12 protein-coding genes are annotated in these 12,208 nt (G+C 73.3%); 4 read left to right on the forward strand and 8 right to left on the reverse strand.

Going from position 1 to position 12,208, the window contains the following annotated elements:
• Positions 1-75 precede the first annotated feature (75 nt).
• Positions 76-579 (forward strand): hypothetical protein, encoded by a 504-nt coding sequence (locus tag HMPREF0063_RS15810; protein WP_007078509.1) that lies wholly within the window; start codon positions 76-78, stop codon positions 577-579.
• Here HMPREF0063_RS15810 and HMPREF0063_RS09820 read toward each other — a convergent pair.
• Positions 552-1,787 (reverse strand): MFS transporter, encoded by a 1,236-nt coding sequence (locus HMPREF0063_RS09820; protein ID WP_245527702.1) that lies wholly within the window; start codon positions 1,785-1,787, stop codon positions 552-554. The two genes, HMPREF0063_RS15810 and HMPREF0063_RS09820, sit on opposite strands and share 28 nt — an antisense overlap.
• Before the next feature lie 62 nt (positions 1,788-1,849).
• On the opposite strand from HMPREF0063_RS09820, the gene HMPREF0063_RS09825 reads away from it, so the two are divergent.
• Together HMPREF0063_RS09825 and HMPREF0063_RS09830 are read left to right on the forward strand one after the other, a co-directional pair.
• Positions 1,850-3,025: a winged helix DNA-binding domain-containing protein gene (locus HMPREF0063_RS09825; protein ID WP_007078511.1), complete on the forward strand. Its 1,176-nt coding sequence runs from the start codon at positions 1,850-1,852 to the stop codon at positions 3,023-3,025.
• 82 nt (positions 3,026-3,107) lie between these two features.
• Positions 3,108-4,097, forward strand: a complete 990-nt coding sequence (locus HMPREF0063_RS09830; protein WP_007078512.1) for a malate dehydrogenase — start codon at positions 3,108-3,110, stop codon at positions 4,095-4,097.
• Positions 4,098-4,196: 99 nt separating this feature from the next.
• Here the strand turns inward: HMPREF0063_RS09830 and HMPREF0063_RS09835 are convergent, their stop codons facing one another.
• From HMPREF0063_RS09835 to HMPREF0063_RS09845, 3 genes are read right to left on the reverse strand one after another with little or no spacing between them, the layout of a single operon-like run.
• Positions 4,197-4,475 (reverse strand): DUF3017 domain-containing protein, encoded by a 279-nt coding sequence (locus HMPREF0063_RS09835; RefSeq protein ID WP_007078513.1) that lies wholly within the window; start codon positions 4,473-4,475, stop codon positions 4,197-4,199.
• The gene (locus HMPREF0063_RS09840; RefSeq protein WP_007078514.1) at positions 4,472-5,326 is read right to left on the reverse strand and encodes a bifunctional methylenetetrahydrofolate dehydrogenase/methenyltetrahydrofolate cyclohydrolase; all 855 of its coding nucleotides are present in this window, start codon (positions 5,324-5,326) and stop codon (positions 4,472-4,474) included. The genes HMPREF0063_RS09835 and HMPREF0063_RS09840 overlap by 4 nt, the downstream gene beginning before the upstream one ends.
• A 31-nt stretch (positions 5,327-5,357) precedes the next feature.
• The gene (locus tag HMPREF0063_RS09845; protein ID WP_007078515.1) at positions 5,358-7,202 is read right to left on the reverse strand and encodes a CocE/NonD family hydrolase; all 1,845 of its coding nucleotides are present in this window, start codon (positions 7,200-7,202) and stop codon (positions 5,358-5,360) included.
• A gap of 75 nt (positions 7,203-7,277) precedes the next feature.
• Between HMPREF0063_RS09845 and HMPREF0063_RS09850 the strand changes: the two genes are divergently transcribed.
• Entirely contained in the window at positions 7,278-7,895 is a 618-nt protein-coding gene (locus HMPREF0063_RS09850) for a TetR/AcrR family transcriptional regulator (protein ID WP_050760938.1), read from the forward strand.
• On the opposite strand, the gene HMPREF0063_RS09855 is transcribed toward HMPREF0063_RS09850, so the two are convergent.
• From HMPREF0063_RS09855 to HMPREF0063_RS09870, 4 genes are read right to left on the reverse strand one after another with little or no spacing between them, the layout of a single operon-like run.
• Positions 7,892-8,803, reverse strand: coding sequence for a DMT family transporter (locus HMPREF0063_RS09855; RefSeq protein ID WP_040320756.1), 912 nt, complete (start codon positions 8,801-8,803; stop codon positions 7,892-7,894). The two genes, HMPREF0063_RS09850 and HMPREF0063_RS09855, sit on opposite strands and share 4 nt — an antisense overlap.
• A 28-nt stretch (positions 8,804-8,831) precedes the next feature.
• Positions 8,832-10,394, reverse strand: coding sequence for a bifunctional phosphoribosylaminoimidazolecarboxamide formyltransferase/IMP cyclohydrolase (purH, locus tag HMPREF0063_RS09860; RefSeq protein WP_007078517.1), 1,563 nt, complete (start codon positions 10,392-10,394; stop codon positions 8,832-8,834).
• On the reverse strand, positions 10,391-11,029 hold the full coding sequence (purN, locus tag HMPREF0063_RS09865; RefSeq protein WP_007078518.1) for a phosphoribosylglycinamide formyltransferase: 639 nt from the start codon (positions 11,027-11,029) through the stop codon (positions 10,391-10,393). The genes purH and purN overlap by 4 nt, the downstream gene beginning before the upstream one ends.
• Positions 11,004-12,188 (reverse strand): cell division protein PerM, encoded by a 1,185-nt coding sequence (locus tag HMPREF0063_RS09870; protein WP_007078519.1) that lies wholly within the window; start codon positions 12,186-12,188, stop codon positions 11,004-11,006. The genes purN and HMPREF0063_RS09870 overlap by 26 nt, the downstream gene beginning before the upstream one ends.
• Positions 12,189-12,208: the final 20 nt, after the last annotated feature.

The raw sequence follows: 12,208 nt of genomic DNA on the forward strand, positions 1-12,208 counted from the left end.
TGAGTAGTTCGTACTCACCCCGGACACCGGCCCTGGTGGTGTCCAATGGGGTCACGATCCCCGAAAGGCACGCCCATGACCCTGATCCGCCCCTCCGGCACCGTTGCCGTGCTGCTCACCGCGCTGCTCGCCCTCGGCGCCTGCGGCACCGACTCGATCACGATCCCCGACGGCACCGGCGGCTCGGTCTCCGTGGACACCGACGACGGCGACTTCTCGGTCGAGACCGACGAGGGCTCGGTCGTGGGTGGCACCGACCTGCCGGACGACTTCCCCACCGATGAGGTGCCGCTCATCGACGGCACGATCACCTCGGGGACCTCGGTCAACGACGCGGCCGCCGGTGCGAACGGGTTCACCGTCAGCGTGCAGGTGGACCGTTCGGTCGCCGATGCCGCCGACGAGGCCGGCGAGCTGTTGCTCGGAGCCGGCTTCACGTCCGGCGGCACCATGAGCAGCGGCGACTTCAGCCAGGGGAGCTACGTCGGGGAGAAGTGGCAGGTCGTCGTCTCGGCCTCGCCGGACTTCGTCGACGGCAAGGCCGTGGTCACCTACATCGTCGTCGCCGAGGGATCCTGACGCTTCGGTCCCGGGTCGAGGACGCGCGACCCGACGACGAAGATCAGCAGGCCCAGCACGGCCAGGCCGGCACCGGCCAGGCTGGGTGCGCGGTACCCGTACCCCGCGGCGATGACGACCGAGCCCAGCCAGGCCCCGAGGCCGTTCGCGACGTTGAGGGCCGAGTGGTTGAGGGCAGCGCCCAGCATCTCGGCGTCCCCGGCGGACTGCATCAGCCGGACCTGCAGGGTGATGGCCAGCACCGAGCCCAGGGCACCCACCACGAGCACCAGGCCGAGCAGGGCGGGGGCTGAGCCGGCAGCGGGGACGACCAGCAGCAGCGTCGCGACCGACGCCACGAACCCACCGGTCACCGACCGCTGGACGTCCCAGTCGGCCAGCCGCCCGGCCAGCACGGTGCCGAGCACCGATCCGACCCCGAAGGCGAGGAGGAACAGCGGCACCGCCCGTTCGGCCAGACCGGTCTCCTCGGTCACCAGCGGAGCCACATAGCTGTACATCGCGAAGATCCCGCCGAAGCCGACCATCCCGGTCGCGACCGCCAGGACCACCTGCGGCTGCCGCAGCGCGGTCAGCTCCCGGGCGACGGTGGCCGTCCGGTCGCCCGGGAGGTGCGGCACGAACGCCAGGATCATGGCCGCCGCGAGCACGGCGATCACCAGCACCACCCAGTAGGCGCTGCGCCAGCCCAGGCCCTGACCGAGCCAGGTGCTGGCCGGCACGCCCGCCACCGTGGCGACCGAGAGCCCCAGCATCACCGAGCTGATCGCCCGTCCGCGCAGGTGCGGCGCGACCATCGAGGCCGCGATCAGCGAGGCCACACCGAAGTACGCCCCGTGCGGGAGGCCGGCCAGGAACCGTGCCGCCATCACCGGCAGGTACCCGGACGCGAGCGCCGTGACGGCGTTGCCCAGGCCCAGCGCGAGGATCAGTCCGACCGCGAGCTCGCGCCGCGGGAGCCGGGCCCCTGCCGCGACCAGCAGCGGCGCGCCCACCACCACCCCGAGCGCGTAGGCGGTGATGATGTGGCCGGTCGTGGGGATGGACTCGTCGATGCCGTCCGCGATGCGCGGCAGCAGGCCCATGGTCATGAACTCGGTCGTGCCGATGGCGAACCCGCCGGCGGCCAGCGACAGCAGGGCCAGGCCGAGGTGGCGGGGTCGGGTCGCGACGCCGGGGGCGGGGGTCGGCAGGATCGGGGACGTCACGGCAGTGACAAGTCCGGCGGCGCCCGGGACATTCCGTCGGTGGGCCATGTCACGCTGCTGCCATGCAGACCTTCGACGCCGATCGGCGGCGGGCGGGCGTCGGGGTGCTCCACGCACTCGCGCCACCGCACCATGCACCCGACGTCGAGACCGCGGCCGCCGCCGTCGTGGCCCTGCACAGCACCGACCCCACCTCCGTCGTCCTGTCGGCCCTGGCCCGCTGCCCCGACGCCACCGTCGCGGACGTCGAGCACGCCCTGTACGGGTCCCGCTCGATGCTGCGTGTCATGGCGATGCGCCGGACCGTGTTCGTGGCGCCACGGGCCACGGCCGTGGTCTGCGTCGCAGGGGCCGGCGACGACGTCGCCCGCCGGGAGCGGTCCCGGCTCGAGAAGTCGGTCGTCGAGGCGGGCCTCGCCGACGACCCGCGCGCCTGGCTCGCCCGGGTCGAGTCGGTCCTGCTGGCGTCCCTCGCCGTCGTGGGCGAGGCCACCAGCGCCGAGCTCGCCGCCACCGACCCGTTGCTGGCCTCACGGGTCACCATCGGCACCCCGGCGGCGTCGGCCACCCCCACCGTCACGAGCCGGCTGCTCACGATCCTGGCCGCGGAGGGCCGGCTGGTCCGTGCCCGGCCACGCGGCACCTGGACGTCGACGCAGTTCCGCTGGACGCTGCTGGACACGTGGTGCGGTCCCGTCGACCTGCCGGGTCCCGAGGACGCGGCCGTCGCCCTCGCCGACCTGTGGCTGCGGACCCACGGGCCGGCGACCCCCGACGACCTGCAGTGGTGGACCGGCTGGACCAAGACCCGCACCCGGGCCGCGCTCGCCGGCCTCGAGACCGTCGACGTCGACGTGGAGGGCCGTCCGGGGGTCGCCCTGGCCCACCAGCTGGAGCCCCTCCCGGACCCGGGACCGTGGACCGCCCTGCTGCCGGCACTCGACCCGTCGGCCATGGGCTGGAAGCACCGCGACTTCGTGCTGGGCCCCCACCGGGCGGCGCTGTACGACCGCAACGGCAACGCCGGTCCCACCGTGTGGTGCGACGGTCGCATGGTGGGGGGATGGTCGCAGACTCCTGACGGCGAGGTGGTGCTGCGGCTGCTCGAGCCCGTGAGCGGGGAGGCGGAGCGTGATCTGGCGGATCGGGCGGCGGCTCTCACGGACCTGCTGGGCGGCGTCCGGCTGGCCGCCCGCGCCCGTGCGTACACCGCGGTCGAGCTGGAGCTGCGGGGGTGAGCCGGCGGGCAGCCGCCCCGGGACCACGCCCGCCCGGGCTGCGCTACGTTGGTCGTGTTGCCCGCGTCACACAGGAGGATTCGTGAGTTCCAGCCCCGTCAAGGTCGCCGTCACCGGTGCGGCCGGTCAGATCGGTTACAGCCTGCTCTTCCGCATCGCGAGTGGCGCCGTCTACGGCCCCGACACCCCCGTGCAGCTGCAGCTGCTGGAGATCACCCCGGCGCTCAAGGCGCTCGAGGGTGTCGTGATGGAGCTCGACGACTGTGCGTTCCCGACGCTCGCGGGTGTCGAGATCGGTGACGACGCCGAGAAGATCTTCGACGGGGTCAACCTGGCACTGCTCGTCGGGGCCCGCCCCCGCGGCCCCGGCATGGAGCGCGGTGACCTGCTCGAGGCGAACGGCGCCATCTTCACCGCGCAGGGCAAGGCCCTCAACAAGGTCGCGGCCGACGACGTGCGGATCGGCGTCACGGGCAACCCCGCCAACACCAACGCGCTGATCGCCCAGCGCAACGCGCCCGACATCCCCGCCGACCGGTTCAGCGCCCTGACCCGCCTCGACCACAACCGGGCCATCAGTCAGCTGGCGGCACGGACGGGCTCGAGCGTCACCGAGATCGCGCACATGACGATCTGGGGCAACCACTCCGCGACGCAGTACCCCGACCTGTTCCACGCGACCGTCGGAGGACGCAACGCCGCCGAGGTCGTCGACGACCAGGCCTGGATCGAGAACGACTTCGTCCCCACCGTCGCCAAGCGCGGTGCCGCGATCATCGAGGCCCGCGGGTCGTCGTCCGCCGCCTCGGCGGCCTCGGCCACGATCGACGCGGCCCGCGACTGGCTGCACGGTTCGGCCGCCGACGACTGGGTCTCGATGGCCGTGCAGTCCGACGGGTCGTACGGGATCCCCGAGGGCCTGATCTACTCCTTCCCCGTCACGACGTCGGGCGGCGACTGGTCGATCGTCCAGGGCCTCGACATCGACGAGTTCAGCCGCGGCCGCATGGACGCCACCGCCGCCGAGCTCATCGAGGAGCGCGACGCCGTGCAGGCTCTCGGCCTCATCTGAGACGTTTCCCAGGAAATCCCCGAAAACTGTCACCTGGCCCCTGTTGCAACCGGGGTGAGGTGACAGTTTTCTGGGTTTTCCTGGGAATCAGCGGGCGGGTCAGGGCTGGACCGGCACGACGACCGCGAGAGCGATCAGCGCCACGCCCAGGGTGAGCATCCAGAGGGCGTCGAACGTCCGGCCCCGCACCCGCAGCATGCCGGTGTGGTTCACCGGCACCACCACGCGCGCCACGGCGCCGAGGCAGAACGCGGTGCCGACCATCGCGGTGCCGAGGCGCCAGTGGTCCAGGGCGACGAGCACCAGACCGACCACGACCACGGCCAGCTGGGCGAGGTACAGCTGCGATCCCCTGCTGCGCGGCAGGTGCAGGCTCATCGGTGGGCCAGCTCCGTCGCATCGACGACGTTCGCGAGCAGCATGGCGCGGGTCATCGGACCCACCCCGCCGGGGTTGGGCGCGACCCAGCCCGCGACCTCCCGGACCCCCGGGGCGAGGTCGCCGACGATGCGGTTGTCGTCGTCCCGGCTGACCCCGACGTCGAGCAGCGCGGCACCGGGCTTGACCATCTCCGGGGTGATGATGCCCGGGACGCCCGCGGCGGCGATGACGATGTCGGCCCGCGCCACCTCGGCGGCCAGGTCCCGGGTACCGGTGTGGCAGAGCGTCACCGTGGCGTTCTCGCTGCGACGGGTCAGCATCAGACCCATGGGACGGCCGACGGTGATGCCGCGCCCGACCACGACGACGTGCGCCCCGGCGATCTCGACCTCGTGGCGACGGAGCAGCTCGATGATGCCGCGCGGCGTGCACGGCAACGGCGCCGGCGCGCCCAGGACCAGCCACCCGAGGTTGGTCGGGTGCAGTCCGTCGGCATCCTTGGCCGGGTCGATGCGCCCGATCACGGCGTTCTCGTCCAGCCCGCGGGGCAGCGGCAGCTGCACGATGTAGAGGGTGCACGCCGGGTCGGCGTTGAGCTGGTCGACGGCCGCCTCGACCTCGGCCTGGGTCGCCGTCGCGGGCAGGTCGATCCGGATCGAGGTGATGCCGATCTCGGCGCAGTCGCGGTGCTTGGCACCGACGTACCACTGGCTGCCCGGGTCGTCGCCGACCAGGATCGTGCCGAGGCCCGGGACGATGCCCCGTTCCGCGAGCGCGGCCACCCGCACCCTCAGCTCGGACTTGATCGCCGCCGCGGCGGCCTTGCCATCGAGGATCTGCGCGGTCACGGGTACGAGTGTGGCACGTCGTCACCCGCGCTCAGTCGACCACCGGGAGACTCAGCACCGAGGGTGTGACCCGGTTGGTCTGCACGCCGTAGAAGCCCAGCAGCAGGTCGAGCAGCTTCAGCGGCGGTGGGAGCAGGTGGGTGTCGGCGGTGCCCAGCACGAGGCGGAGCCGGTGCCCGGCAGGCACCGTGGTGAAGGCCGAACGCAGCTCGACGTCGAAGCGAGTGAGCCGGCCGGGAACGATCGGCTGCTCGGCCTCGCGCGTGTGGGGGTGGTACGGCAGCTGGTAGGTGCCGGCCGCGCCCGGCCACGACCTGGCCGGGTCGATGGCGCGGGCGGAGCCCAGCAGCGCGCCGGCGGTGAGATCCGTGACGGTCCCGTCGGGAGCCACCGACTGCAGGGTCGCCACGAAGATCGCCTCGGGCCGGGTCGACTTCGCCTGCAGTCGCAGCCCGATCGGCCCGGCGATCTGCAGCGGCTCGCCGAGCGGGGCGGTGTCGAACGAGGCGTCCCCCAGCTGCAGCAGCGCGGGTGGCGGCGCCGAGCTGCACGCCCGGTACACCTCGCGCAGGAGCCCGGCGGTCCACTGCTGGAGGGATCGTCGACACGCCAGGGAGATCGGTGAGTACGACAGGGTCCGGGACCCGTGGTTCGCACTCGGGAGCTCGGTCGACAGCACACCTCCGGGATGGAGGTGGTACGCGGTCGGGGTGGCTTCGGCCAGCGGGAACCGGTCGGCCTCGAAGGCCCCGGCGGTCGAGTCGACCACGTGCAGCGGGCCGGTCCCCAGCACTCCGGTGTCGACGTCCTTCAGCCACTGGTCGAACCACCGCAGCTGGATCTCGTCGAGGTCCTCCCCACCCGGATTGCCGTGGTCCCACGGTCCGGTGAGCAGGTGGAAGCGGGGGTCGACCGGCTGGTCGGCCGACATGGGCTCCCACACCGAACGCCCCACCGAGGCGTTCTGCAGGCCGCTGAACAGCAGAGGTTCGCCGCGTTGGAACACGTCGTACTGGCCGCCCACAAGGAACGTCGGCACGTCGTTGTCCACGATCTGCTGCAGCACCCGTTGCGGGGCCCGCTCCTGCCAGTACGCGCTGTCGTACACCCGACCCGTCTGGGCGAGCACGTCCAGACCGGTCTGCAGCTCGAACGGAATCCCGGCGAGGCCGTGCTCGAGGCTCAACCGCAACGCATCGACGGGGACGGTCGGGCGCTCGGCCGCCGGGGTGAGGGTACGGAGGCCGAAGTACGCGGCGATCAGTCCGAGACTCGACACCATGTTCACCACCCCGCCGGCCACGAACAGGTCGCGGTAGGGATCCGAGGCGGAGACGATCGGGAGGATCGCCTTCAGGGGAGAACCGGGACCGACCGCGGCCGCCGTGAACAGCTGGTCGATCCCGAGGTACGAGCCGCCGAGCAGGCCGACCTCCCCCGTGCTGCCCGGCAGGCGCGCAGCCCACTCGACCAGCTCCGCGCCGTCCTCCGCCTCCTGGCGGCCGAACAGCTGGGACGTGCCCTCCGAGCCGCCCGTCCCGGCCACGTCGACGATGACCCCGATGTAGCCCCGCTCGATCAGGTACGGGTTGACCGCGCCGATGCCGGTGTTGCCGACCGACTTGCCGTAGGGGGTCTGGACGAGGATGACCGGGAACGGGCCGTCGGCGGGTGTCGTGGTCCCGGGCAGGACGGGCCGGTGCACGGCCGCCCGCAGCACCCGGCCGTCGGCCATCGTCACGGGCACGTCGCTCTCGGTCACGGCCACGTCGTAGAGCGCCGGGCCGGGCTCCCACCCCGCGGCGGCGGCCGGACCGGCGGGCACCACGGCGAACAACGGACCCAGCAACAACAGACCCAGCAGCGTCCGGCGCATAGAATCTCCACGGGGATCGGGACGTACCACTCGAAGTAATTGAGACGAACGTACGAAATGAACGAGGGAGTGTCAATGGTCAGCCGGGCCCAGCTGAGCCAGGAGCGCAGTCGGCAGCGGCGTGACGCGCTGCTCGCCGCCGCCATCGAGCTGTTCGCCGAGGGCGGCTCCCGCCTCGTGACCCACCGGGCCGTCGCCGCCCGCGCCGGGGTGGCGCCGGCCACCACCACCTACTACTTCGCCTCGATCGACGACCTGATCCGTGAGGCTCTCGCCGCCCACGTGCAGCAGTGGATCGACGACCTGCGCGGCTTCACCGTCGCCGACCTCGGCGCCGCCGTGCCCACCGAGACCGCCGCCGGCTGGGTCGAGATGATCTTCGCCGCCCGCGGCCCGGAGGTCGCGGCGGTCGAGCTGTCGATCTACCTGGCGGCCGCCCGCGATCCGCAGCTGCGTGACGTCGCCGGCGAGGCCCTGCGGTCGCTCGAGCAGCTGGCCGCCGACGTCCTGCGCCACATCGGCGTCGAGGACTCGCGCGAGCTGGTCGCCGCGATCATCGCCCTGATCGCCGGCACCGCGCTGCGCCGGCAGTCCGGGCAGTACTCCGAGTCGGAGGAGGCCCTGATGCTGACCACCGCCGTGCGCCACCTGGTGCGGGCCCACGCCGCGCCCGGCGGGTCGGCCGCCTCCTAGGTCGGGGGCAACGGGTCGGCCGTCGGTCGGCCCTCCAGCGCCAGCCACACGACGGCACCCAGCACCAGGGCTGCGCCGACGGCCTGCACACCGGTCAGCGACTCGTCGAGCAGCCACGTCGCGAGGCCGACCGTCACCACCGGCTCCAGGGTCGACAGCACCGACGCCGACGTCGGGCCCAGCAGGGCCAGTCCCGCGAAGAAGGTCAGGATGGCGACGACCGTCCCGATCAGGGCGATGGCCACCAACGACCCCCACCCCGCCGCGGTCGCGGGGAACGACGGTGACCGGCCGGCCGCGACGAGCACCAGCACGATGCCGCCGCCGACGCACGAGGCAGCCGCACAGACCACGGTCGACACCGTCAGCGCGTCGAGGTCACGGGTGACGACCGAGCCGATCGTGATGTAGAGCGAGTAGATGACGGCGGCCCCCACCCCGAGCGCGATGCCCAGCGGGCGCCCCGACCCACCGCCGACGACCAGGAAGGTGCCGCACAGGGCCAGTCCGAGCGCCAGAGCGGTCACCAGGCCGATCCGTTCACGCAGGAACACCGCCGCCAGGACGGCGACGAACGCGGGGAACAGGTAGAGCAGCAGCGCCACGAGGCTCGCCTGGGCGTACTCGAGCGCCAGGAAGAAGCAGTAGGCCTGGCCGATGTAGCCGATCCCGCCCAGGGCCGCGACCGGCCAGATCCGGTGCCACGGCGGCCGCACCAGTCCGAGCCGACCACGGACGACGGCCAGCACCACGGCCAGCACGGCCGCGGCGACGGAGAACCGGACCAGGATCAGCGCCGGGGTGTCCGCCCCGTCCCGTTGCGCCCAGACGCCGAAGATCGCCATCGACCCGAACGCGACGGCCGAGACCGCCACGAGCAGCGCCCCGAGCAGACGGCGGTCCGTCATGACCGGCACAGCAGACCGCCCACCGGTGTCAGTGGAAGAAGTGTCGGGTGCCGGTGACGTACATCGTGACGCCGGCCGCCTGGGCCGCGGCGACGGTCTCGTCGTCGCGGACCGACCCGCCCGGCTGCACGATGGCCCGCACCCCGGCGTCGATCAGGATCGCCGGGCCGTCGGCGAAGGGGAAGAACGCGTCGGAGGCCGCCACGGAGCCCCGGGCCCGGCCGGCGCCGGCCCGCTGGACCGCGAGGTGGCAGGAGTCGACGCGGTTGACCTGACCCATGCCGATGCCCACCGAGGCACCATCGGCGGCGAGCAGGATCGCGTTGGACTTGGCCGCGCGCACGGCGGTCCAGGCGAAGGCGAGGTCGGCGAGTGTCGCGGCGTCGGCCGGCTCCCCCGCGACCAGCGTCCAGCTCGCCGGGTCGTCGCCCGGCGCGTCGACGTGGTCGACCTGCTGGACCAGCTCCCCACCGGAGATCGGCCGCACCTCCCGCGCCGGGGGGTCCTGGTCGGCGGCGCAGCGCAGGATGCGGATGTTCTTCTTGCGCTGCAGCACCTCCACCGCACCCGGCTCGTAGTCCGGCGCCACGATGACCTCGGTGAAGACCTCGGCGACCTGCTCGGCCATCGCGACCGAGACCGGCCGGTTGGCCGCGATGACTCCGCCGAAGGCCGAGACGGGGTCGCACGCGTGGGCCCGCGCGTGCGCCTCCGCGACGTCGGACCCGACCGCGATGCCGCAGGGGTTGGCGTGCTTGATGATCGCGACGGCCGGTCGCGAGAAGTCGGCGGCGGCGCGGCGGGCGGCGTCGGTGTCGACGTAGTTGTTGTACGACATCTCCTTGCCGTGCAGCTGCTCGGCATCGGCGAGACCCCCGGTGCCGTCGGAGTACAGCGCGGCCTGCTGGTGCGGGTTCTCGCCGTAGCGCAGCACCTGGGCGAGCGCCGAGGTGGACCCGCCGAACTCCGGCCAGGCGTCGCCGTCCGCTCGCGTGTAGTCGCCGGCGAACCACGAGGCGACGGCGACGTCGTAGGCGGCCGTGTGGGCGAAGGCCCGCGCCGCGAGCCGCTTACGTGCGTCGAGGGTGAACCCGCCGGAACCGAGCGCCTCCCGGACCTCCTCGTAGGAGTCCGGCGACACGACCACGGCCACGGTGGGGTGGTTCTTCGCCGCGGCACGGACCATCGACGGCCCACCGACGTCGATCTGTTCGACACACTCGTCGTCGCTCGCGCCGGACGCGACCGTCTCGGCGAACGGGTAGAGGTTGACGACCACCAGGTCGAAGGGTGCGATGTCCAGGTCGGCCAGCTGCTGCCGGTGCGAGTCCAGACGGGAGTCGGCCAGGATCCCGGCGTGGACCCGCGGGTGCAGGGTCTTCACCCGGCCGTCGAGGCACTCCGGGAAGCCCGTCAGCTCCTCGACCGGGGTCACCGGCACCCCGGCGGACTCGATCACCTTCGCCGTCGAACCGGTCGACACGATCGCCACCCCCGCGGCGTGGAGGTCGAGCGCGAGCTGGTCGAGCCCGGTCTTGTCGTAGACCGAGACGAGGGCTCGGCGCAGGGGACGGCTGTCGGGGGTGGTCATACGGCGGCTCCGAAGGTGATGGTGCGGTCGGTGATCGTGTAGGGCTCTCGGGCCATCCGGCCCACCCACTCGACGAGCATGCTGCGCTCGCTGGTCCTGATGCGGTCGTGCAGGGTCCGCTCGTCGTCGCCCGGCAGCACGGGCACGGCCACCTGGGCGACGATCGGGCCGGTGTCGACCCCGGCGTCGACCACGAACAGGGTCGCGCCGGTGACCTTGACCCCGTGGGCGAGCGCGTCGCGGGGGCCGTGCATGCCGGGGAACGCCGGCAGCAGCGCCGGGTGGGTGTTGACGGTGCGGCCGCCGAACCGTGCGAGGAAGGCCGGACCGGCCAGCTTCATGAAGCCGGCGAGGACCACGAGGTCGGGTCGGTGCGCAGCGACCTCCGAGGCCAGCGCTGCGTCCCAGGCGTCGCGGCCGTCGAAGTCGGCGGTCGGCAGGACGAAGGTGTCGATCCCGTGCCGCTCGGCCCGCTCGAGTCCCTCGATCCCGTGGCGGTCGGACCCGACGGCCGCGACCCGTGCGCCGTAGTCGGGATCGGCGGCGGCATCGATCAGCGCCTGCAGGTTGGTGCCGCTGCCCGACACCAGCACGACCAGACGTGAGGGTTCAACGCGGCTCGGCACGGCCCCCACGATAGTGGGCCACCGTCGCGCCGATGGCAGCGCCCGCGGCCATCACGGGCACCCCGACGAGCAGGGGCCACCACACGGTCGGTCCGACCTCGGCCATGCGTCCCGGGCCCGCCGATCCGCCGGAGGCCCGCGCGAGCAACGCCAGCGCCAGACCGCCCACGGCACCGGAACCTGCGGCGACCGAGACGGCACGGGGCATCGAGGTGGTGGTGTCCACCCGTCCGGTGCGCACGAGCCACCACCCGGCGCCGGCGGCCGCGACGACGGGTACCAGGGCGAGCAGGAAGACCCACCCCGGGAACTCCCCGGGCGACGGCAGTGCCGCCAGGACCGGCAGGCCCGGCACCTCTCCCAGGTACGAGCCGGTCAGGTCGACCGACGTGTCGGACCCGACGACGAAACCGGGCCCGAGCAGGGCGGCGACCGTCCACGCGACCAAGGTCGGCACGAGCAGCAGGCACACCACCGCCAACGCGAGTCCTCCTCCCGGGCCGGGATCGAGCAGCGCCCAGAGGTCGCCCGCGCGTTCGACCCGCACACCGAGCAGCACCGCCACGACCACGGCGGCACACACCACCACCGCGCCCGCTGCCACGGAGGCCCCGACCACCACCGCCCGGAGCTCCGGTCGGTCCTGGGGCCACCACAGGTCCGGCACCCCGTGCGCGGCGGCGTACCCCACCGCGGCACCCGTTCCCGCCACACAGAAGGCGACCAGCGCGGCCCGCACCATCGACGTCGACGCGCCCGTCGAGTCCGTCACGGCCGACAGCAAGGCCGCCACGACACCGTGCGCGCCGGCCGTCGCGGCGACCAGGGCGGAGGGCTCGGCCACCGGGGTGTCGACCGTGCGCCGTACCGACCACGCCACGACGGCGACGGCGACGGCGACGGCTCCCAGCGGCACCAGACCGACGTCGGTCCCGCCCGTCGTGATGCCCGAGCCGTGGGCGACCAGCCAGACCTGCACCGTGGCGCGGGCGGTCGACAGGAGGGACCCGCCGGCCCCGCCGGCGGCCCACACGCCGAGGAAGGCGACGACGAGGCCGACCCCGACGGCGGTCGCGACCGCCACGAAGGCCGGCCCCAGGGCCGCCGCTGCGGCCGTGCCGGCCGTCCGGTCGGACGGCCGGGAGGGGGGCTCACTGCGAGGGCGCACCCGTCCATCCTCCCTGTAGG

The organism is Aeromicrobium marinum DSM 15272, from assembly GCF_000160775.2.
In the GTDB taxonomy this organism is placed as follows: domain Bacteria; phylum Actinomycetota; class Actinomycetes; order Propionibacteriales; family Nocardioidaceae; genus Aeromicrobium; species Aeromicrobium marinum.